This is a genomic window from Oenococcus sp. (assembly GCF_047725585.1).
Lineage (GTDB): Bacteria > Bacillota > Bacilli > Lactobacillales > Lactobacillaceae > Oenococcus > Oenococcus kitaharae_A.
The window spans coordinates 200,263-221,285 of sequence record NZ_JBDNNF010000002.1 but is presented as its reverse complement, the minus strand read 5'-3'; the positions used below and the strand labels follow the sequence as shown (position 1 = coordinate 221,285).

23 protein-coding genes and 3 tRNA genes are annotated in these 21,023 nt (G+C 42.4%); all 26 read right to left on the bottom strand.

Annotated elements, in window-relative coordinates; genetic code table 11:
- Positions 1-50: 50 nt before the first annotated feature.
- Positions 51-632: a TetR family transcriptional regulator gene (locus ABF487_RS03560; protein WP_415634496.1), complete on the bottom strand. Its 582-nt coding sequence runs from the start codon at positions 630-632 to the stop codon at positions 51-53.
- A 93-nt stretch (positions 633-725) separates the two neighbouring features.
- On the bottom strand, positions 726-1,286 hold the full coding sequence (locus ABF487_RS03555; protein ID WP_415625117.1) for a GNAT family N-acetyltransferase: 561 nt from the start codon (positions 1,284-1,286) through the stop codon (positions 726-728).
- A gap of 8 nt (positions 1,287-1,294) precedes the next feature.
- Positions 1,295-1,537, bottom strand: a complete 243-nt coding sequence (locus tag ABF487_RS03550; protein ID WP_263778783.1) for a single-stranded DNA-binding protein — start codon at positions 1,535-1,537, stop codon at positions 1,295-1,297.
- 247 nt (positions 1,538-1,784) lie between these two features.
- Entirely contained in the window at positions 1,785-2,192 is a 408-nt protein-coding gene (locus tag ABF487_RS03545; protein ID WP_415634495.1) for a GNAT family N-acetyltransferase, read from the bottom strand.
- A 131-nt stretch (positions 2,193-2,323) separates the two neighbouring features.
- Positions 2,324-2,407, bottom strand: a tRNA-Leu gene (locus tag ABF487_RS03540).
- A 50-nt stretch (positions 2,408-2,457) separates the two neighbouring features.
- A tRNA-His gene (locus tag ABF487_RS03535) sits at positions 2,458-2,531 on the bottom strand.
- A 2-nt stretch (positions 2,532-2,533) separates the two neighbouring features.
- Positions 2,534-2,607: transfer RNA gene (locus tag ABF487_RS03530), tRNA-Trp, on the bottom strand.
- Between the two features lie 87 nt (positions 2,608-2,694).
- Positions 2,695-3,666 (bottom strand): ROK family glucokinase, encoded by a 972-nt coding sequence (locus ABF487_RS03525; RefSeq protein ID WP_263778781.1) that lies wholly within the window; start codon positions 3,664-3,666, stop codon positions 2,695-2,697.
- 61 nt (positions 3,667-3,727) lie between these two features.
- Positions 3,728-4,432, bottom strand: a complete 705-nt coding sequence (locus ABF487_RS03520) for a rhomboid family intramembrane serine protease (protein ID WP_263778780.1) — start codon at positions 4,430-4,432, stop codon at positions 3,728-3,730.
- Between the two features lie 59 nt (positions 4,433-4,491).
- Entirely contained in the window at positions 4,492-6,924 is a 2,433-nt protein-coding gene (gene pheT / locus ABF487_RS03515) for a phenylalanine--tRNA ligase subunit beta (protein ID WP_415634494.1), read from the bottom strand.
- The gene (pheS, locus tag ABF487_RS03510; protein ID WP_263778778.1) at positions 6,925-7,968 is read right to left on the bottom strand and encodes a phenylalanine--tRNA ligase subunit alpha; all 1,044 of its coding nucleotides are present in this window, start codon (positions 7,966-7,968) and stop codon (positions 6,925-6,927) included.
- A 233-nt stretch (positions 7,969-8,201) separates the two neighbouring features.
- The gene (locus ABF487_RS03505) at positions 8,202-8,510 is read right to left on the bottom strand and encodes a winged helix-turn-helix transcriptional regulator (RefSeq protein WP_007746620.1); all 309 of its coding nucleotides are present in this window, start codon (positions 8,508-8,510) and stop codon (positions 8,202-8,204) included.
- Between the two features lie 21 nt (positions 8,511-8,531).
- On the bottom strand, positions 8,532-9,299 hold the full coding sequence (locus ABF487_RS03500; protein ID WP_263778776.1) for a TrmH family RNA methyltransferase: 768 nt from the start codon (positions 9,297-9,299) through the stop codon (positions 8,532-8,534).
- Entirely contained in the window at positions 9,299-10,324 is a 1,026-nt protein-coding gene (gene yidC, locus ABF487_RS03495) for a membrane protein insertase YidC (protein ID WP_263778775.1), read from the bottom strand. Before yidC ends, ABF487_RS03500 begins: the two co-directional genes overlap by 1 nt.
- Positions 10,325-10,335: 11 nt before the next feature.
- Positions 10,336-10,890: a YceD family protein gene (locus ABF487_RS03490; RefSeq protein WP_415634493.1), complete on the bottom strand. Its 555-nt coding sequence runs from the start codon at positions 10,888-10,890 to the stop codon at positions 10,336-10,338.
- Positions 10,887-12,020, bottom strand: coding sequence for a nucleotidyltransferase (locus tag ABF487_RS03485; RefSeq protein WP_415634492.1), 1,134 nt, complete (start codon positions 12,018-12,020; stop codon positions 10,887-10,889). The genes ABF487_RS03490 and ABF487_RS03485 overlap by 4 nt, the downstream gene beginning before the upstream one ends.
- Positions 12,017-12,760 (bottom strand): class I SAM-dependent DNA methyltransferase, encoded by a 744-nt coding sequence (locus ABF487_RS03480; RefSeq protein WP_415634491.1) that lies wholly within the window; start codon positions 12,758-12,760, stop codon positions 12,017-12,019. Before ABF487_RS03480 ends, ABF487_RS03485 begins: the two co-directional genes overlap by 4 nt.
- 5 nt (positions 12,761-12,765) lie before the next feature.
- Positions 12,766-13,128, bottom strand: coding sequence for a ribosome silencing factor (gene rsfS, locus ABF487_RS03475; RefSeq protein ID WP_415634490.1), 363 nt, complete (start codon positions 13,126-13,128; stop codon positions 12,766-12,768).
- Entirely contained in the window at positions 13,129-13,698 is a 570-nt protein-coding gene (gene yqeK / locus ABF487_RS03470; RefSeq protein WP_263778770.1) for a bis(5'-nucleosyl)-tetraphosphatase (symmetrical) YqeK, read from the bottom strand.
- On the bottom strand, positions 13,698-14,351 hold the full coding sequence (gene nadD / locus ABF487_RS03465) for a nicotinate-nucleotide adenylyltransferase (protein ID WP_263778769.1): 654 nt from the start codon (positions 14,349-14,351) through the stop codon (positions 13,698-13,700). Before nadD ends, yqeK begins: the two co-directional genes overlap by 1 nt.
- A complete protein-coding gene (locus ABF487_RS03460) occupies positions 14,335-14,655 on the bottom strand; it encodes a YhbY family RNA-binding protein (RefSeq protein WP_263778768.1) in 321 nt (106 codons plus the stop codon). The genes nadD and ABF487_RS03460 overlap by 17 nt, the downstream gene beginning before the upstream one ends.
- Positions 14,656-14,669: 14 nt before the next feature.
- Entirely contained in the window at positions 14,670-15,824 is a 1,155-nt protein-coding gene (gene yqeH / locus ABF487_RS03455) for a ribosome biogenesis GTPase YqeH (protein ID WP_263778767.1), read from the bottom strand.
- Positions 15,811-16,332 carry a YqeG family HAD IIIA-type phosphatase gene (locus tag ABF487_RS03450; RefSeq protein WP_415625108.1) on the bottom strand — a complete coding sequence of 174 codons (522 nt, stop codon included), beginning with the start codon at positions 16,330-16,332 and terminating at the stop codon, positions 15,811-15,813. The genes yqeH and ABF487_RS03450 overlap by 14 nt, the downstream gene beginning before the upstream one ends.
- Positions 16,333-16,376: 44 nt before the next feature.
- Positions 16,377-17,339: a 3'-5' exoribonuclease YhaM family protein gene (locus ABF487_RS03445; protein ID WP_263778765.1), complete on the bottom strand. Its 963-nt coding sequence runs from the start codon at positions 17,337-17,339 to the stop codon at positions 16,377-16,379.
- Positions 17,332-19,800 carry an ATP-binding protein gene (locus ABF487_RS03440; RefSeq protein ID WP_415634489.1) on the bottom strand — a complete coding sequence of 823 codons (2,469 nt, stop codon included), beginning with the start codon at positions 19,798-19,800 and terminating at the stop codon, positions 17,332-17,334. Before ABF487_RS03440 ends, ABF487_RS03445 begins: the two co-directional genes overlap by 8 nt.
- Complete coding sequence (locus ABF487_RS03435) at positions 19,797-21,017, bottom strand: metallophosphoesterase family protein (protein ID WP_415634488.1); 1,221 nt, start codon at positions 21,015-21,017, stop codon at positions 19,797-19,799. The genes ABF487_RS03440 and ABF487_RS03435 overlap by 4 nt, the downstream gene beginning before the upstream one ends.
- Positions 21,018-21,023: the final 6 nt, after the last annotated feature.

Sequence of the window (21,023 nt, the reverse complement as noted above, 5' to 3'; positions counted from 1 at the left end):
TACGCTCCAATAAATGAATGAATGATCGTTCCTTTTTTAAACGAAAAAAATTATTTGCTTGAAACGGCCCGCCATGTCGCTTCTTCTAACGCATAAACAAAATCTTTCGATGCCGTGTACTTATGATTAATCAACAACTTTGAGATTGGAATCAAAGGCCCATATACCAATGACACAATTGATTTTGGATCCAGATCTACGACGTCGCCTCTTTGCTGCCCTTTATCAATAATCGTTGTAATAAAATTCCACAACTTATCAAAGCTCGCGTGACTCCGCTCATCTAGATATTTCCCTTCGTCGTGCAGATTAATGAAGACAAATGCCTGTGTATTGTCGACTACATAGCCCCAAAGGCTTTGAAACAAGTGGTGAAACTGGATTCTTGTGTCCATGCCATTTGGAAAATCAGATTCCAAGCGCTGATCAAATTCAGTCATAATCCTAAAAAAGAGCGCGTTAACCAGAGCTTCCTTGGATGTGAAGTAACGATAAATTGTCCCCGCTCCAACATCAGCAAGTGTTGAAATATCCGGCATTGTCGTCCCATAAAAACTTCTTTGAGAAAACAACTGCAAGGCCGCTTTTAAGATAGCCTCTTTCTTATTTACTTTTTTGATTGTCTCGGCCATATTTTCCTAAAAATGAAAGAATATTCATTCCTACTCAAAAAATACTAACACAATTAAATAAAAAAAGTCCAATTTAGAACTTTTTTCATCAATTTATGCTTTTTTGTATTCCGCAGCCAGCATCGAATAAACTTCTAAATCCCGATATTTGCCTGCCGCAAAGTATTCTTCCCGTAAAGTGCCCTCATGCTGAAATCCAAGTCGTTTTGCTACGGCTCTGCTTTTGAGATTCTCGCTTTCTGCCATGATAATAATTTTGTTATAGGCCAGCTCGCCAAAAGCTATTTTGATCAACTGATGAAGCGACCGAGTGACAATGCCGCTGCCCTGACAGCTGCTCGACAACCAGTAACCGACCTCGGCACGGTGAGAACGCGAACTGATATTGTGCAGGTCAATCATACCAACAGCTTTGCCGTCTACCTCGATCGTCAGTTCTAGCAATTGGTTCTTCGCATTCTGCTGGCGGGCATAATCGATAAAATGCAGCTCATCCTGCTCATTATTTGTCTCCTTGGTCCAAGGCATCCAGCGGGATAAACTTTCTCTGTCCCGATTAATCTGCTCGATCAGATCCTTGGCCTGGCTTTGATCGGGAAAAAGCAGACGAACCCGATGTTGATTGATACTAAACTCTGAAAAAATAAACAACACAAACTCCTTTAATATTTGAGATACTGACGACGATTTTTTGCGTCTTTATCTGCTAGTTCTTTGACATGCGGATACTCGCCTTGTCGAACACGACGCAGAAAAAAATTACCAGCCATAACACGATCACCAATATACAAGTTTCGCCAAGCTTCCTCACCATATAAATCAGGTAGGGAAAAAGTCGTACCCGTTTTTAAACTTTCCAACCGTGAATTAACTTTATGAAAAATCTGGTCTAGTTCTCTATTCATTTTGCAATCCTTAAATAGATCATACGCCATCGAAGAGATCCAGTTGACTTCTGCGAGCAATTGACTGAAAACACGTTTTTTGTGGAGAGAGTACAACATAAAACACATATTTAACAGACCCAACAGAATAACTAATTATCTCCTCCCTACAACTTGGCTGATCTCTCAACAACAATCTGTGTGACACCATATCTAGTGTGCGGTCAATGCAGGTCTTTATCATCTCTGTATCTGTTTTCTCAGTATCTTAAATGATCCGCGTGTCGCTATAAAAAGCTTTCATACGATTTTTCGATAAATCTTGCAAACCTATTGCTTCGTAAAAGCAGTTGGTTGCCGGACTGTCATCAGTGATTAAAACCGTTTGCCCAACAGGATATTTTTTCATCAGCCGCTCAACAAGTTCACGGCCAATGCCTTCTCTTTGATATTTTGGAAACACCAATAAATCCTGGATGAACAAAATAGTCGTCTGATCCGTTACCCCTCTGACGAAACCTAGAAGTTCGTCCTCTTGCCAAGCAGAAATCAATACCGAATTCTCTAAGGCTTTGCCCAGCGTACTCAACTGATGCGTATAGGCAATCCAGCCAACTGCACCATAAAGATCCTCCATTTGCGCCATTGACGGTATCTTTTCTGTATGTATGATCATGAACATTGCTCCTTTTGAAGTATTTGTTAAAGAATCAAGCTATCGGAATGTTAAACAAGAGCAACATGATAAGTTTCCTTTCAGTAAAAACTATATAAAAAAAGCACCTCACTATTATGAAATGCTTTATTTGCCGTCGGTGGGAGTCGAACCCACACGGTGTTGCCACCACTGGATTTTGAGTCCAGCGCGTCTGCCAATTCCGCCACAACGGCATTTGAATCACGAATATAGATTATAGCAAGAATCCTATGAAACTTGCAAGGGCGGTATGTGGGACTCGAACCCACGCGTGCCGGTACCACAAACCGGTGTGTTAACCAACTTCACCAATACCGCCATGGCAGGGATAGAGGGAATCGAACCCCCGCTAACGGTTTTGGAGACCGCTGTACTACCTCTATACTATATCCCTATATAATCAGTCCACTAAGCTCTGACACAAGCGAAGCCAACTGAATCATTCTACCAAATAATGACACGAATTTGAAGCGTGAAAAGCTTATTTTTCAATAAATTCTCTGGCCAGACTGGCAGCGCCGATCACACCAGCGTCATTTCCTAAAGCTGCCAAACGCAGCTGTGTCGATGAACGAACTGATGAAAAAGCATACTGTGTCCAATTAGCTTTGACCTTGTCAAGCAGGAAATCGCCTGCAGCTGAAACGCCGCCCCCAATGACAACGTAGGCCGGGTTCAAAATATTCGACAGAGCCGCCGTCGCATAGCCCAGATAATAAGCCATTTTGTTAACAACTTCATTGGCCAAAAAGTCACCGCCCTTGGCCAAATCAAAGACAATTTTAGAAGTCACTTCATCGCCGTTATCCAGCATTGCTTTCAGCTTTGAATCGCCTTCATATTCGTCAGCAAAATCACGTGCCAAATGAACAACACCGGTAGCTGAGCAATATTGTTCCAAACAGCCGTGATTACCACAGGTGCACAAATAGCCACCAGGTTCAACAACCATATGGCCAAATTCGCCACCGGCACCAAAAACGCCGCGAACCATTTGGCCATTTGCAATAATGCCGCCGCCAACACCAGTGCCAAGCGTGATAAAAGAGACATTAGGATCATTTTCCCCAGCACCCTTCCACTGTTCGCCAATAGCCGCTGAGTTAGCATCGTTGTCCATCGTGAAGTTCAAACCAGTACTTTTCTGAATTTGATCACGCACGTGCTGAACATTTTTCCAGTTCAGATTGTAAGCTGCTTCAACAGTGCCCTTTTCACGGTTAACTGTTCCTGGAGTGCCCATGCCAATACCGATGATACGGTCACGATCTAGTTTCAGCAAATCCAGCCGGCCATTAATCGAATCAATAATATCGGGGACGATATGTGAACCATTATCTAAAATATTAGTCGGAACCGACCATTTTTCTTGAATCTCTCCTGTATCCGTTAAAATAGCAAACTTAATGGTCGTACCGCCAAGGTCGACACCAATTAATTTATCTTTAGCCATAATTACCTCATTAATAGATTAATTTTTTTTTTCAATAAACACAAGCGCTTTCAAATGATTCTCATAAAATTCTCATTCTCCAAGCAAAATAGGCAACCGGCAAAAGCAGCAGAATAACAGCCAAGATTCGAGCCGGCTGTTTGATGCGGCCATAAACCGAAGTTGGAAAATCAAATACGATGGCTAACAAACTGCCGGAAATCAATCCGCCGATATGAGCCCAAATATCCACGCTAGGATCGTTTAGATTACCAATTAGGTTGAAAGCTGCCAAGGCAGCAAAAATGATGAGCTGACGTCGAAAAACAAAATTATTGCGATTGTACCAGCCGCTCACAATCATGACGCCGAAAAGGCCGAATAATGCGCCTGATGCCCCAACGGATACAACGTTGGGATTGGGGTCAAAAATAAACGTTAACAGGTTTCCCCAAACTCCCGTGATCAAATAAATCAAAAGAAACTTCCCTTTGCCAAAAAGTTTTTCAACAAAAGGCCCTACAATCACCAGTGTCAGCATATTAGAAAAGATATGCATCAACGAAGCATGCAGGAAAATCGGCGTAAAAGCACGATACCACTCGCCAGAAAGGAAAAGGCTGTCAACACCACCGCCTAGCAGCACTAAAGATTGGATCGAAGGGCCATTAATGAATCGGGAAACTAAATAAAAAACGCCGACCGGTTGCCCTGAGGACAAAATCAAATAACCATCAAACAAGATCTGCAGCAGGTAGATGGCAACTGTCAATACAAAAAGTGTCATCGTAACCGGCGGAAGTATACGCCAAATGGATTTTCTCATATCTACAAGCTTAGCAAAGATTATCTGGTCGTGACCTGCAATTGATCAAAAAGTGCTGTACTGATCCGTGCCATTGCTGCATTAACGATCTCGTCTGTCAAAGTTGCATCTGGATTAACAAACTGCAGGCGATACGAAAGAGATTTTTTCTGCTGACCCAATTCAGTGCCCTCATAGACATCCACCAAGTTAACCTGACGCAGATAAGAGCCGGCATTCTTGGTGATAATCGAAACAATATCAGCGGCCTGCAGGTTTTTATCCACTAGCAGCGAAAGATCACGTTCAATCGCAGGAAACTTGTCTAATGGACGATAATCAGTGCCATGCTGACAGCGGTCATGAACCAAATTACTATCCAATTGGAAAACAAAAGTCCGTCCCAGCTTATACTGGTTAGCTAACTGCGGATTAATTTGTCCGACAAAACCCAAATACTGATCATCTAGATAGACATCTGCCGTCTGCCCAGGATGCATCTCAGGCTGGCTTTGAGATTTTTTAAAAAGAATTTTTCCCTTTAAGTTCAGCTTGCTCAGTAATGCTGTCAGTAAACCCTTGATATCATAAAAATCATAGTTTTGATCGTTGTGCTGCCAATCAGCAGACGGTTTTCCAGAAATTACCGCAGCAATCTGCTGCTTTTCGATTGGCAGCTGATCAGGATCGTTATCCGGACGGCCATAAAAAACATCACCTGTTTCAAAAAGCCGGATATCAGATATCTTTCTAGCGGCATTATAAGCAGCTGCCTGAATTAATGTAGCTAAGACCGACTGGCGCATGACAGCGTGTTCTTGACTCATCGGATAAGCTAATTTGACAAGCGGACGGGCTTGAGACGTAAATTGTGACGCGAATTCAGTCGTGGTGAGCGAATATGAAATGGCTTGAGTTAACCCTAAAGCCAATAAAATTTCTCGAATCGAGCGGTCTAATTTTTGGTCTGCAGTTAGGCCCGATTTTTGGTTAACAGCCTGTGGCAGATGAGCCGGTATCTTCTCGTAACCATAAATACGGACGAACTCTTCAATTAAATCGGCTTTAATCGTAATATCCGGACGGCGCCGCGGTATCATTACAAGGAAATTTTCACCTTCTTGTTCGAATGTAAAAGAGAGCCGCCGCCAAATATCTGCTACATCGTCAAGACCGGCCTGTGTACCCAAATAGCCATTAATATCACCTAATGAGATGGCGATCTGCTTTTCTTTGGCAATATCAGCTTGTGCTTCAATCACTCCTTGAGCGATTTCCCCACCAGCCAGGTCCTTAATCAGAGCTGCTGCATAATCCAAAGCTTTACGTGAGTTGCTGACATCAATACCGCGTTCAAAACGCTGGCTTGCTTGTGAGTGGAGATTAAAACGGCGAGCTGTTTTACGGATCAAAACAGGATTAAAAACAGCTGATTCTAAAACCACGTTGCTCGTATTTTCTGTCACTTCGGATTGTGAACCGCCCATCACTCCGGCCAGCATCTGCGGATCTTGGCCATCATAGACAACAATATCCTCGCCAGCTTTCAGTTGACGTTTTTCACCATCTAAAGTTGTGATCGTCTCGTCTGACGATAAAGCCACTCTGATCTCATGATGGTGTAATTGATCAAGATCAAAAACATGCATGGGTTGTCCCAAAAGCAGCATGACATAATTTGTCACATCTACTAAATTATTTATCGGGCGAATCCCGGAATTCCAAAGCCGCCGCTGCAGCCATAATGGGCTTTCCTTAACCGTCACGTGATTAACAATCCTTAGATAATAAGGATTTGCCAAAGTTGGATCGACACTAGCACTTAACTGCGAAGCAGCTGTTTGAGCAGATTCCTGTAAATCAAAGTCGATTTTTTTGAAGTCTTTTTCAAACAAAGCAGAAAATTCGTACAAATTGCCTCGAATCGACAGCATATCGCCACGGTTGGCCGTCAGTTCTGTATCAATCATCAAGTCGTCAATGCCCAAAACCTTCACAGCGTCATCGCCAGGCTGAACCTCTGAATCAGCTGGGAAAACATAGATACCGGCTTCATGCTTTTTTGGCGCAATGGCATCATCAAAACCAATTTCCTGCAGTGACACCAGCATTCCCTGACTAATTTGGCCATCCAGCTCAGTGGCTTCGATCAGCTTATTTTCTGGCAAATGTGCACCTGGCAATGCCAAAACAACCAGCTGGCCCTTGACCACATTTGGTGCGCCGGTGACAACTTGATAATCTTTCTTACCCGCATTGACAATCGTGATCTTCAAATGGGTCGAATTTTCAATTGACCGTACTTCCAGCACTTGCCCGACGACGAGTCCTGTAGATTGCGGAATCTGATAGCCTTTGTCCTCAACTTCTGTCGAAGTCAGCGCCAGTTTGTCAGAAATTTTTTGAGCATCCGCTTCATTGTTCACCGGAAAATCCGGCATAAATTCTTTGATCCAATTAACTGAAATTTTCATTTATTTGCCCACCTGACTGAATTGCTTTAAGAAACGAAGATCATCTAGATAAAAATTGCGAATATCATCGATACCGTATTTGATCATCGCAAAACGATCCGGGCCCAAGCCAAAGGCAAAGCCTGTGTACTCATCTGGATCAATATGAGCCATCTTCAAGACATTTGGGTGAACCATACCGGCTCCCAGCACTTCAATCCATTGAATATCTTCTGCCGGTGTATGTTCATCGACAATATTCCAACTGATATCAACTTCTAGACTCGGTTCCGTAAAAGGAAAATAGCTCTGGCGAAAACGCATGGCATGGCCTTTTCCGAATAGTTCATCGGTTAAAGCCTGCAAGGTGCCCTTTAAATCCGCGAGTGTAATCCCCTTGCCCACTACTAGACCCTCAACTTGATGAAACTGATGCGAATGAGTCGCATCATCGTTATCACGCCGATAGACTTTACCAGGACTGACCATTTTCAAAGGGCCAGTGGCAAAATCGTGCTTATCCATGGCGCGTGCCTGCATGGCTGAGGTCTGAGTCCGCAATAAAATATTTGGCGTCAAATAAAAAGTATCCTGCATATCACGAGCCGGATGGTCTTTAGGCAGATTCATGCGAGCAAAGTTAAATTCATCGGTCTCGACTTCCGTTCCGTACATCACTTGAAAGCCCTGACTGATAAAGTGGTCTTCGATCTGATCCTGAATCTGCTGAAGCACATGCTTCGTGCCGATGATCACTGTTTTTCCAGGCAAAGTTACGTCAATTTGTTCGGCAGCTAATTGACGATCAAGAATAGCCTTTGCTAAACGTGCTCTTTTGTCTTCGATCTGCTCTTCCAAATTATGTCGAATTTCATTGGCTAATTGGCCGACTAACGGCCGCTGATCTGCGGTCAAGTCTTTTAAGCCCTTCAAAATTTTTGTGAGGTCGCCTTTTTTACCTAACAAATGAACACGGATATCTTCAACTGCATCATCGGTTTTCGATAAACTGAGCTGCTGGATAACCCTTTCTTGTAAACTTTTTAACTTCTCTTTGATATCCATTTTCACCCTAACTAATAAAAAAATCCCTTATGCCATCAAGCATAAGGGACGAATTATCGTGTTACCACCCATTTTTTTAGGAAACAAATTTCCTAACTCTAGTTGTCAATAACGGAACAACCCGTTGGTGATTAACCAAAATACTCGAAAGTGAAATTCAGCCTTCACCACCACCGGCTCTCACTGTTCCGGTTCGCTTTGCGTGTCAGGACTTACTAGTCTTTCTCAAATTTTTAAATATTATTTGCTGCCCAGCTTGAAATTTCCGACATGAGCGGCCGCATCGAAAAACCTTTCTCGGTCAAACGGTAGCCAAATTTGCCATTATCCGGACAACAACCACGTTCAATAATACCAGCGTCTTCTAATTCTTTCAAACGAACTGTCAAAACACGGTCACTGCACGCATGTACTGTCCTAGATAGTTCCGTAAAATGCAAAGACCCATCTGGGCTATCAAGCAGTGTCTGAATAATCAAGCCATTCCACTTTCTTCCAAGGATTTCAAATGCTGATTCTGTTAATTCTAGTCTTCCGGCCATACTTACATATTATAAGCAAATTCAATTTAATGCAAACATTAAGATGCCGCCGGCAACAGCAACGTTCAAAGATTCTGCTTTGCCAAGGAAATTAATATGGAGATTGGCAGATGTCTTTTCCAATAATTCGGGATCCAATCCTTGTCCTTCATTTCCTAGAATGAGCGCAAAAGATTTTTCTGGTACAACTGTCTTGTAATCAACAGACGTATCAGAGAGCGTTGTTCCATAAACATCGTAATTATTTTCTTCCAAATCATCAATCCAGGTCGCCAGGTCGAGATCCTTAATGACTTTCAAATGAAACTGGCTGCCTTGCATAGCTCTAACAACTTTTGGACCAAAAGGATCCGCGGATCCCACAGAAAGAGCCACACCTACAAAACCAGCCGCATCAGCTGTTCTAACTAGGGTACCAACATTTCCAGGATCTTGAATACGATCTAGCAAAAGCCACTGGCCGGCATGCACGTACTTAGGATCGAAAGAATTATTAGGCAGGCTGGTCTGCGCAAAAATACCTTGCGGGTTATTTGTCTTTGCAATGTGGCGAGCAACTTCGTCAGTCACCTGAAAAGCAGGAACACCTTGCGGGACATCGGCCAAATGTTCGTCCATTTGTGCTTCAGTTGCAATCACAGCTTGAATTGGTGCTGCCTGGTTCAAAGCTTCTTGAACCAAATGCCAGCCATCCAATAGATAACTGCCTGATTGCTGCCTGCCCTTTGCCGTCTGAAGGCTGGTCCACAACTTAACTCTTGAATTCTGATTCGACGTAATAATTTCCATTATATTTTTGGCTTTCTGTGCTGTTTACCGGCATTTCTTGCACCGGTACCAGTGATTTTCTGAGACTCATTCCCTTTTTTATTATCTATATTATTAGCAAGTGTGTTAACCGCATCAGTTGCTGCCTGGCTACTGCCTGCTTTTGCTAATAAGTCATCAGCTACATTCTTAACTGTAAACTCTTTTCGAATTTTTTCTTGCAGACTTGGTCTGATTTTTAGCAGAATATAAGATTGAATTAATACGAAAAAACCACCAACCAAGAAGTACAGGCCTAAGGCCGCTGACTGAAAAATTGAAAAGAAGAAAATGGAAATTGGACTAATCCAGATCATGGTCTGCATTTGTTTGCGCTGAGCCTCTGGTGCCATTTTCAAACTGATCATGGACTGCCCAACATAAAACAAAGCCGCAATCACAGCAATAATCAGAGAAGGCCGATAAAGCGCGATGCCAAAAAAGTGAGCGCCGTTAAGCAAAAATCCAGGATTATAAGTCGCCGGGTTGATATGGTCAGTTGCCAACACACTAGTCGACAATCTGATCGCTGTATACAAAGCAGAGATAATCGGTAATTGAATCAGCATTGACAAAAAATTGATTCCGCCCATCATCGAAACATTATTTTCACGATAAACGGCCATCATCGCTGAGTTGATAGTCATTTTTTCCTGTTGCGTGCTGGCTTTTTTCATTGCCTCTTGGATCTTGGATAATTGTGGCTGCAGCATGGCCATTTTTTCAGCCTGAATTGTGCCTTGCCGTTGCTGATCGAACATGATTGGCAGCAGTACCAAACGAATGACGGCTGTAATAATAATAATCGCAAAACCAATGCCGTTCGTTGATTTAAAAACATCATTAGCCATCCAGTCCATGAAACCAACCATGTACTGGCCAATCCACTGCCAGGTTCTGCCGCTTTTGGTATAGCCACCAAAGACCAGCAGAATTTCCAATGCAATTAAAGCAAAAATAATCAAACGCCGAATTGACTGCCACATACTTGTTTTTTCTTTACTCATAAAATACTATTTTACCTATCTTTTTTATTTTCTGGTTCATCCGGGAAAAAATCACCAAGGCTTTGCGTTTGCGGCCCCTGCAAATCCCGTTCGGGCGCGACATAATTTTCATCGCTGATAATCTGCCAGCCATCTCCGGAAATCGGGTTATCCGCCGTTTCTTCAGGCGTGTAGGCCGTCATGGGCAAATCAGTGATAATGTTTTCCAGAATAATCGCATCGAGATCAATCTGATTCTTCTCAACGAGAAATACTTGTTCGCTCTGATCAAAAGTGTCCAGTGTCTCTTCATCCTGCACATACAATTCACTAACTGGAATTTCAAACTGATATTGAACCGGCTTAAAACTGCGGGCAGAAGGCAGAACTGCTGTCCCTTTCAAGAGCAGATCCAACTTGATTTGGTCATTCTTCTCATAACTAATTTCACCAGTCACATGTATTGGCAATAGATCCAGTAGACGGTCAGCAAAATTTTCTTTGACAGGTGCTGATAAATCAACCTGCTCATCAATGACCAAGGGGCTTTGACGATATTTTTGTAATTGTTGAACTAAAAATTTCATTTTTGAATTGGTGTCCTTGCCACATCTTGCCCTTGCGGGACAGCCATAATCTGCTGGTAGACAAGGCCTGCTTTATAATCAATATTGAGTTCCTTAACGGCTCGTTTTTGATCCACATGGCTGATGGTTGGAAAGGCAAAATTTGGCTTGTTTTCATGAAGATAACTTCGCCCGGCATCATTAAAAGCCAGTAAGCGATGATAAGGATGATTCATCGCGAGATTCATTTGGTCCACTTTAATATTCATTAATATGTAAGCTAGAACGCGATGCAGACGTGCAAAAGTATACCGCTTTGACTTGATCATCGCCAGAAAACTTTGAAAATCTTTCGGATTTTGTTCCATTGCCTGTTTGAAAAGATACTCCATCCCCTCACTAACCTGATAAATACCACGAAGCTGGCCGTATCCGTCTGTAGACAAGCGATACCTGAGAAGTTGAAACAATTCAGTCTCATATTCTTTAAAAACCAAGTTTTTCATGGGTGTATAAGCTGTTGCATCCCCACCTTGGCTTAGAATATTTCGAATCGCAGTCGCAGAAGCGATTCTTTCTTTATTGGCTGTCTCGTCATGATAAGAGGCACCAATACGAGCTATTGTTTTCAAGGCTAGTCGATCTTCCAATCCTTGATTTACAATAGCACGCGCATAGCTGAAAGCCAAAATATCATTAGCTTCTTCCAGATAAAAGCCGCTTTTTTCAGCTAGAGCCGCAGCAAAATTACTGGCATAAGTCTGATTCTTCGCGTCAAATTGTGCTTGTCCTTGATCATCAGGTGCCTGCCTAGCTAAAGTAATAAAATCAGTATCACTATGTTCAGCACCGCAAACAATTGTATCTACTTGCAAATCTGCTAATAATTTGACCGCACCATCAGCAAAAATGTCTCCCGACTGCACGGCATAATAGAAAGGCAGTTCAAAGACCAAGTCCGCACCCGCAGTAAGAGCTGCCTGGGCACGCTGCCATTTGTCGACAATTGCTGGCAAACCGCGCTGAACCCAGTTTCCTGACATCAGTACAATGACAATATCAGCACCAGTCAGTTCTTTGGCATGCTGCAAATGATACAAGTGACCGTTATGCAAGGGATTATACTCAGTTATCAGACCGACAGACTTCATGCTTTCTCCGCAGAAAAAAAAGCACGTGCCGTGTCTGAGCCAACCGGCTGCTTGCCAAAATCAGCCGAAATCTGAATATTGACAAAACCAGCCTGTTTCAGCATTTGTGTGTAATCAGTCAAAGGGAATGCTTGTTCATGATGAACTTCCCGCACCAATTTGAAAGCATCGAGGCGCTCATCATAAATGAAAAACTTCAAATCATGATCCACTGAATTTTTCTCATCGCCTGGAAAACTGCTCCACATAAAAATCTTCTCGGGATCATCGTCATTATTATACATGAAATTATCATAATGGACATTAACCTGGTAAGGTGTGATCACATCAAACAAAAAACGGCCGCCAGACCTTAAATGCCGATATACTTGCATGAGAGCCTTGGCAAACTGCTGTTTATTAACTAAATAGTTTAATGAGTCGGCAAAACTTGTAATGAGAGGAAACTGATCAGGTATCCCCCAATCTGCCGTCATATCTGTTTGAATCAAATCTAAATGAACATCATTTTCTGCAGCGTGTTTAGCAGCAAGACCAAGCATTTGTTCGGACAAATCGATAAGTGTGACCTGATAACCGGCTTGTGACAACAAAACGCCCAATCTGCCGGACCCACCGGCCAAATCAATCATTGGGCAAGCAGTGCTGCGTTCTCTGACAAAAGCAGCCCACGCCTGGTATAGGTCAAGATCAAATAGCGAATCATAAAGATCAGCGAATGTTGAATAATTATCAGCCATCGTAACTAAAACTCAACCGTTACCCACTTAGAAACATCAATCGTTTTCGCATCGCTCCACAGGTGCTCTAATTTGTAATAATCTCTCTGTTCACTCGTAAAAAGATGGACCACGATATCACCGAAATCAATCAGGACCCAATCACCTTGGCTCAGGCCTTCTATCTGCAATGGCGCGCGGCCGGTTTGGCTTAACTGATCAATCAATTCATTTGCAATAGCTTTGACTTGACGGCTTGTATCTGCGCTTGCTATCACAAAATAATCCGAAATGAATGAAATGTTTTGAATATCTAAAGCGACAATCCGCTCTGCTTTCTTGCTATCAATTGCAGTGACAATTCTTTCCAGTAATTCTTTGTTTGTCAATTATTTTCCCCCAACCCAATGGTTATATGCATAAATTGTTTTCGGATAGACAGCTCGGTGGTTCCGAACCAATCTCGTTACTGAAAACTCAAGCTGCCAAGCAACACCGTCATCCAAAGACTGTTCAGTAACATCACGAGCGACATCTGTGTCGGCAAAGTTGCGGCCAAGCTCAAGAAAATCAGCCATAAACACGATTTTATCAAGCATCGTCATATTGACATCGGCCGTCGTATGACGTCGCATCGAATTCAACAATTCTTCGTCTTCAATACCAAGTTCGTCCTTAGCAAATTCTGCACCGACAACACCGTGCCAGATAGCACTATTCCAATTTTTTAAATCCGGATCCAGGTGTTTTTTGTCAATTTCAGCCAAAAAGTCATCTGCTGTGCGTTCTTTGGCATAATCGTGAATCAAACCGCCAATCCGGGCCTTCTCGATATCATAGTGATTGAGCTCTGCGAGATGAACAGCATATTCGCCGGTTCGCACGACATGTTCGAACCTTTCCCGAGACAAAGCTGCTTTTACTTCTGGGTAAAGTTGATCATATTTTGGATAAGCCATTACAAAAACCTCCCTTGGTACAAACCATATTCGGCAATATAAGCTGCAACAACATCCGGAATCAAATAGCGTACAGACTGGCGGGTCCGTAAACGGGATCTAATATCAGACGAAGAAATGTTTAGCCAGTTTACGTAAACCCAAATCGCTTGAAAATCAGAACTACGGGCAACACCCGGTTCTTCAATCGCAACAAGATGAACCAATTTAGTCAGTGACGAAACCTGATCCCAACTCGATATCTGCCTGATTAAATGAGCACCCATGATCAGGTAATAATCATTTTCTGGATGAGCCGTCGTTAATTTCTTTAAAACGCTGTAAGTAGACTGCTGACCGCCATCATGAATAGGAGTCAATTCAATATCAAATTTAGAATTGCCTCGAATAGCTAAACGAATCATTTCTGATCGCGTTGAGGGCTCAACAGCGTTCTCATGTGTTCCGCCAAAAGGCACTGCGTCCGGCATAAAGTAGACGCGATCCAAGCCCAACTGTGTACATACCTGTTCAGCGGCGATTAACTGACCATTGTGAATAGGATTGAAAGTCCCGCCAAAAATACCGATTCTATGCTTTTCTTTGAGGCGATCTAAGGCAGTCTGCGGTTGAGATAATGCTGTCATTGATGAAAAACTAGTGAGCAAGTTCATTTACCTCAAGAGAAATTTTTTGATAATCCGGATTTGTGGCTGGTAAATAAAGCAGCAGCGTGTGCCCAATTTTTTGGGCAACCGTGATCTGAGAATTTTTCTGAATAAAAGTGATCGCATCCTCAATATCGGAACTGCTATTCTGCTGCAGACTGATTTTGATCAATTCCCGGACACGTAGTGCATCCAGCACCTCTCCTAACCAGACCTTGCTCAAGCCATTTTTTCCTATACTAAAAACCGCTGGCAGTTGATTGCCTTGTGCGCGGAGATATCTTTTTTGTTTGCCTGATAAAATTTCCATTTCTTTTATTCTATCTAAATTTCGGCTTGGCGTACGGAAAAGGCCACACCTTTCGGTAAATGCAGGCGAATTGTCGTTGAATTACGGAAAGTCACCCACCCTAAGCCAGAAATAACAACATCCTGACCGGGTAGAATTTTGATTTCCTGACTAATCCAATCCATCACCGACTCAGTAATCGGCAGCAAAGTTTTGCCAGCTTGGAGCCTAAAGAAATCAGATGATTTTTCTGTTTTACCACGATGAAGCAGCAAATTATTTTCAAAATAAGCTGTGATTGAGATATTCTGTCGATTCAAGAAATCCATCCAGCCCAGTCCGCCAAAGAAGATCGTCTGTCCTGATTGTAATTGAAAAGTGCGCGCCTTGATTTCTTTATTCGGCAGCAAATACTTATAATCTTTGGGGCTGACAATGTGCGTCATTTGTGAGGCATGTATGATTCCCGGTGTATCGATAATCGCCGTTTTCTCAGTCAACGGGATGACTATCCTGTCTAGCGTCGTACCAGGAAAACGGGATGTTGTGATGACTGACCCGCTGCCAGACAGTGCTTTAATGATCTGATTAATCAAAGTAGACTTGCCCACATTCGTGACACCAACAACATAAATTTCCGGATAGTTGTCAAGATAGTCATTGATTTCATTTAAAAGTGTTTCACCAGCATCGCCTTTGTCGGCGGACAAAATAACGGTTTTAACGGCTTGAAGGCCTTGCTTTTTAGCCTCTCTTTGCAGCCAATCAGCTAATTTATGTTTTTTGACTGACTTGGGCAGAATATCAGCCTTATTACCGACGATCACGATGGGGTTATTACCGATAAAACGCGAAATGCCATTGATCATCGATCCGCTAACATCAAACAAGTCGATTAAGTAAAGAACAAGTGCCTTTTTATCAGCAATTGCCGATAAAATTTTCTGGAAATGCCCGGATTCAAGCGCCACTGGCTGAATTTGATTGTAATGACGCAGTTTAAAGCAACGCTCGCATAATAAATCAATTGGATCATCAGGCGAATTAAGTCCAGCCAAATAATCATGTAATTTGCTAGCCTTGATATATCCGGCCTGATCAGGATTTGTCGTTTGAAACAAAGAACCGCAGCCGATACAGGTGATACCTTCATCCAAGATTTGTTGAATCTGGTCATTATTTAGGGTCAATTAAATCATCCTCCCAACGAATTTCTTTGCGGCCGGTAACAATTTTAGCAATTTGACGATTGATTCTAGTCGGAAAACCATCTGTTTCCGTTAAAGGCTGTACCAAAACGCTGCGTACGCCAGCTAGATTGGATGCAATGATATCCGTAGTAATTTGGTCGCCAACCATAATAACTTCATCTTTAGAGAGATCAAAATCGCGCAATGTTTTTTTGATGCCGCGTGGTAGTGGTTTCCAGGACCAGGATTCAAATGGGACGCCCAAGGCCGTCACTGCTCTTTTGACTCGGGCAGTGGAATTATTGGAAACGACTATCAGATTAATCTTTGCCTCCTGCAATTTTGCATGCCAATCAAAAAAATCCAGGTCGCCTTCAGGCCTGTTCCACGCAACTAGAGTATTGTCCAAATCCGCTAAAACTGTTGTGATACCACGCGACTGGAGCGCTTTTGGGCTAATCCCCCAGACACGTTTGACTCGATAGGTTGGTTCAAATATCGTACGCATTAAATGTTATTGTATCAATTCCCCTCATAAGTTTGCTACTTGTCCTAGTTGCTATCATCGTCAGCTAATAAACCATCTTTGGGATGGTAATAAGATAAATTATCCGCACCAAATATTTTTTCTGAAAATCCACCGACTGCCGTTTTGCCGACAGCATCCGTGATCATTTGAATATGTGCATCAAGATCGTCCAATTTTGATAAGACATAGGCCTCTAATTCCTTGGGCGATTCTGGCGAACCGAATTCTGGTTTGTTGTGGTGGCTGATCATCAGGTGCCTCAATAGAATCATGTCTTCGGAGCTTAAATCGAAACCTAGTTCGGTTGCCGCCTGCACGATGATCTCATCACCAATGACAATGTGCCCCAAAAGCTGCCCTTCCATTGTATATTCAGTTCCAACCGGGCCAGAAAGTTCAACTACTTTACCAATATCATGGATTAAAGCACCAGCTAGCAGTAAGGAGCGGTTAATTTGCGGATATAAATCAGTGACTTTTAAAGCTAGTTTAGCAATGGAAAGAGAGTGAAAAGCCAAACCACCGCGAAAAGCATGATGAATTTTCTTAGCTGCCGGGAATTCATAGTAGGCATCTGCATATTTATTCAAAATATTGCGCACGACACGATTCCAAGTCGGATTAGTAATTTGAAAAAGCAGGTCATTGATTTGCGATTGCAGTTCTTTTCTAGAAATTGGCGAACTAATTTCGTAAATCGATGGATCGCTTGGTTCACTGTCACTAGCAAGACGAATATCCTGAATTTTTAATTGCGGTTTGCCCTGATATTCATCTTGAATAGCCGTGACATAAACAACTTTCCCAGCTATATAGTTCTCGCTATCCTGCTCGCTGGCATCCCAAATATTCGTCTGAATTTCACCGGAACGGTCTGTTAAGGTCAAGCGGATGTAAGGAGATCCTTTACTAGTGGATCGCTTTTCGGCTGCTTTGATCAGCAGATAAATACTATAGTTGTCACCTTTTTTATGTTCATTAAGCATTTGCCAGTGCTCCTAAGTCAATGATATTCGTTTCCATGAAATTTTGATCATGATTGGCAGTAAAATAAATGACTTGATATTTTTCAGCCAAATGATGCAGGATACGATCCATAACATCTTTTCTTGAAGCGTCAAAGTTGACAAAACTATCATCAATTAAGAAAGGCAGCGGATTTTTCACGGCTAGTGACTCAGCAAAAGCCAGCCTAAGTGCCACATACAACTGCTCCGAACTGCCCTTAGAAAGCTCATAGGCATAAAAATGATCGCCTTGGATGTTCGTAACCAGCAAAGCACGGTCCTGAAAAATAATCTCCCGATATTTGCCATCAGTCAGTTCAGAGAAATAGGATTCTGCCTGTTTTTTAATTTCAGGCATCCGTTCATGGCTGATTTCATACAAGCTTTCATTAATCCAACTGGCTGCCAGCCGGTTCGTGAAATAACCCTCTAATTCATTATTAATTTCAGTTTCCAAATCAGCCCGCTGCTGTAATTTATCTTGATAATCCTGATCACCGCTTAGACTCATCAATTGGGATTGAACAGTTAGCAATCCTCCATTTGCGTCTTGAATTTGTGCATCAAAGTTTGTCAACTGAGCTTTGGCAGCTTGAATCTTCAAAATAATCTGATCAATTCCTCCTAGCTGATTAATCTGTGCTTCTTTGTCAGCTGTGAGAACCTGTTCGATATTCTGTAAATGATCCTGCCGTTGCTGCGCCGATGAACGTGCTGCCAGCAGTTTTTGAAACTCGGAATAATCTGTCACTTTTAGACTGTCAAAAATCTGTCGCTGCTGATTTTTTAAATCATTTAGATGATTTTGCTGTTGTTGACGGTTGTCTTCAACTAAACGTTTTTGCTCGGCAGATAATGCGGCTGACCGTTTTTCATCCCGAATCTCATTTAGCAAAACCTGAATCTGGCCGACAAGCGTATCGTGGCTCTGAGCCGAATCCGGCAAGTACTGCTTTAACGGCATGGCCAATTTTAAAAGTGAATCAATCTTATAGAGCTGACCCTGCTTTTGTTTGACCAGCTGATTGAAATTCTGGACTTTCTCGTCATATTCCTGCAATTCTCTCTGAGACGAAGTGATCAGCGCCGGATCCGTCTGTGTACCATAACCGTATTTAGACAAGTCAACTGATTCTTTTTTTGGCCGTTCAAAAAATGCCAGTAAGCCACCAATGACTAGGCCGCCTGCGCCGCAGATAAAAAAAGGAAGTGGAAATTCAAGTGAAAGAAAACCGTAAACGACACCCAAAATTCCAGCAACTGCCAAGAAAAGGCCAATGATAAAGAAGGCTGATATCTTGGTCTTTGGCTGAATGTTCAGGCCTTGCGGCAGCGGTTTTGGAATCGGATCATTAAACTTGTTTTTCAAATCAGCATGTAATTGATCCAGACGGCTGGAAAGGACTTTCAACTCGTTTTTGGTCTGATCGAACAAATTGTTGCCGGCAATGAGGTTTGGAATCGACTGATCCAAAAGATCTAAGTCTCTCTGGTTGTTTTTATAAATTGTTAAAAGCGGGTTTTCGGAAATTTCAGTTGAATGGTCGCTTCCTTCATCTAAATTAATGCCGTTAATCTGACCCTCCAATTTTTCGACTTGCGCCGCCACGCCATCTGTCAAAGCTGTAACTTGTGCGTTTGAAAAAGTCTCTTGATCAGATCCGCTCGCTGCAAGCTCATTTTTTTCAGCATATAAATCAGATAAATCAGCCAGCTTAGTGAATTGATCAACCTGGATCTGCAATTTTTTTTGTTGCTGCTTCAGTTCCTCTAATTGATGCGATAAGTGGTCTTTGTTCTCCTCGGCCTGGCGATACTTAGACAACTGATCAGACATAGCGCCGATCTGAGTATCAAGATCCTCATAGTCCTTAATGAGTCGATTGATCGGGCGTTTAGCAGTCTTGGCCACACCAAAACGGTCGCTAGCAGCCTTATCCAGCGCTCCACTTAATTGCTGCCAAAGATCTGCATTAACAGCCGAAAAACTTAGCAGGCGGTTTGACAAATCTTTCCCAGACAGATTCCTAATTTCATTCAATTGTTCTTGGTCAAAAGAAAAAATATCTTGAAAGCTGTCTTCTGTAAATGGTGCCAACAGCTGCTTTAATTGATCTTCGGGATGAGATGACTCGCTACCGTTAGGATTTTTGACAGTTAATTGAGACTGTGTTCTGCCTAAACGGGAAATTTCCCAAAGACCCTGGTCTTTTTCCAAGAGCAGGCTGCCACCATATTGTGCGCCATTATGCGGTTCATACAAATTACTGGCCTGACGCTTGTTTTGTGTAAATCCAAAAAGAACGCCGCTGATAAACTGGCGCAAAGTCGACTTGCCGCTCTCATTTTCCCCGTAAACAATCTGCAAATCATTTCTCAGATCAAGATCAAAATCTGAAAATTTTCCAAAACCAACAATATGGAGTTTTCTAATGATCATACGTCTGCCCTCTGTGAAATCAGCCTTTGTGCCGCCGACATCAGCTGTGCTTGAACGGCCGAGTCTGTAAAGTGGTCGATGATAAATTGTTCTTTTCGAGAAAACGTCTTAGCAATATCACGATTAAAAAGTTCGGCATCGAAAACATTTTCTTTTGCCTGCTGCCAAAAACGCGAATCTAGACGGTTGAATGGCTGTTTCTGCCCTGATTCATTGATATTGATCCGAATAACACATTGCTTAAAAGGCAAACTTCTTGAATTGATCAGATCAAGAAAACTTGAATCAGTTAGTTGCTCCCTGACTTTGTCGGATAAATTAAACGATAAATTCAAAGTCAAAATATTCAGCACTAATTTGTTCGTGTGCTTTGCCTGCATCACATCAGCGATCATGTCATTGAGTTTTGGCAGCATAGAATTATCCTCAACGGTTAGTGAAATCGGTTGAAAAATGAACTTGCTGGTTGGCAGAAACTTGGCGCTCAGATGCTGTTGCTGCTCATCTTCGTCAGAGACAAGATAAACGCCTTTCTCACCTGTTTCAGTTAAATCTAATCCTTGAGGATCTCCGGAATAAACAATAGCCGGGCTTTTAGACAGCACTTGACGAACATGAATGTGTCCTAAAGCCCAATAATCATAATTAAGCGCTTGCAGCTGGTCAACCGTAAATGGTGCGTATTGATTAGTAGCATTATCACCAAGACTGCCATGATACATGCCAATTTCATAGGCAACCGATTGATCCCGGGCAGGATATAAACTGACCAGACTCTCCTGCGGGTTTCTAACAGCAAAACTTGTTCCGGAAATGGCAATCCGTTTACCGTCCCAAGAATCGTGATAAAAAGTCTTTGCGCGGCCTCTTGGAAAAACATGAACGTTATCCGGCCAGAGAAAGTCCTGATCGGCATCCGACTGAAAATCATGATTGCCAAAGGACACAAAAGCAGCAATACCGGCTTGTTTGAGAGACTCAAATTGCTGGTTCAAAAAATTATAAAGATAAGCACTCTGCTGGCTAGAATCAAAAAGATCTCCGGGAAATAAAATGAAATCAACGTGATGGTCAATAGCCAAATCAATAACATTCTTAAAAGCCGAAAAAGTAGCAAAACTGATTTCTTTTCTAATCGGCAAAGGAATAGTTATTTTACGGTCAATACCATTAATCGTATTTCCTAAATGCATATCTGCTGCGTGAATAAATTTCATTTTCCC

Coding starts and splice junctions, on each gene's coding strand:
- ABF487_RS03550 (WP_263778783.1), bottom strand. CDS start 1,537: ATGAATAGAGAACTAGACCAGATTTTTCATAAAGTTAATTCACGGTTG.
- ABF487_RS03500 (WP_263778776.1), bottom strand. CDS start 9,299: ATGGAAATTATTACGTCGAATCAGAATTCAAGAGTTAAGTTGTGGACC.
- ABF487_RS03485 (WP_415634492.1), bottom strand. CDS start 12,020: ATGAAGTCTGTCGGTCTGATAACTGAGTATAATCCCTTGCATAACGGT.
- pheT (WP_415634494.1), bottom strand. CDS start 6,924: ATGAAAATTTCAGTTAATTGGATCAAAGAATTTATGCCGGATTTTCCG.
- ABF487_RS03445 (WP_263778765.1), bottom strand. CDS start 17,339: ATGCTTAATGAACATAAAAAAGGTGACAACTATAGTATTTATCTGCTG.
- yidC (WP_263778775.1), bottom strand. CDS start 10,324: ATGAGTAAAGAAAAAACAAGTATGTGGCAGTCAATTCGGCGTTTGATT.
- ABF487_RS03560 (WP_415634496.1), bottom strand. CDS start 632: ATGGCCGAGACAATCAAAAAAGTAAATAAGAAAGAGGCTATCTTAAAA.
- ABF487_RS03525 (WP_263778781.1), bottom strand. CDS start 3,666: ATGGCTAAAGATAAATTAATTGGTGTCGACCTTGGCGGTACGACCATT.
- ABF487_RS03490 (WP_415634493.1), bottom strand. CDS start 10,890: ATGAAATTTTTAGTTCAACAATTACAAAAATATCGTCAAAGCCCCTTG.
- ABF487_RS03545 (WP_415634495.1), bottom strand. CDS start 2,192: ATGATCATACATACAGAAAAGATACCGTCAATGGCGCAAATGGAGGAT.
- pheS (WP_263778778.1), bottom strand. CDS start 7,968: ATGGATATCAAAGAGAAGTTAAAAAGTTTACAAGAAAGGGTTATCCAG.
- yqeK (WP_263778770.1), bottom strand. CDS start 13,698: ATGGCTTATCCAAAATATGATCAACTTTACCCAGAAGTAAAAGCAGCT.
- ABF487_RS03505 (WP_007746620.1), bottom strand. CDS start 8,510: ATGGCCGGAAGACTAGAATTAACAGAATCAGCATTTGAAATCCTTGGA.
- nadD (WP_263778769.1), bottom strand. CDS start 14,351: ATGAACTTGCTCACTAGTTTTTCATCAATGACAGCATTATCTCAACCG.
- ABF487_RS03450 (WP_415625108.1), bottom strand. CDS start 16,332: ATGCGTACGATATTTGAACCAACCTATCGAGTCAAACGTGTCTGGGGG.
- ABF487_RS03435 (WP_415634488.1), bottom strand. CDS start 21,017: ATGAAATTTATTCACGCAGCAGATATGCATTTAGGAAATACGATTAAT.
- ABF487_RS03480 (WP_415634491.1), bottom strand. CDS start 12,760: ATGGCTGATAATTATTCAACATTCGCTGATCTTTATGATTCGCTATTT.
- ABF487_RS03460 (WP_263778768.1), bottom strand. CDS start 14,655: ATGGAAATTTTATCAGGCAAACAAAAAAGATATCTCCGCGCACAAGGC.
- ABF487_RS03520 (WP_263778780.1), bottom strand. CDS start 4,432: ATGACACTTTTTGTATTGACAGTTGCCATCTACCTGCTGCAGATCTTG.
- ABF487_RS03440 (WP_415634489.1), bottom strand. CDS start 19,800: ATGATCATTAGAAAACTCCATATTGTTGGTTTTGGAAAATTTTCAGAT.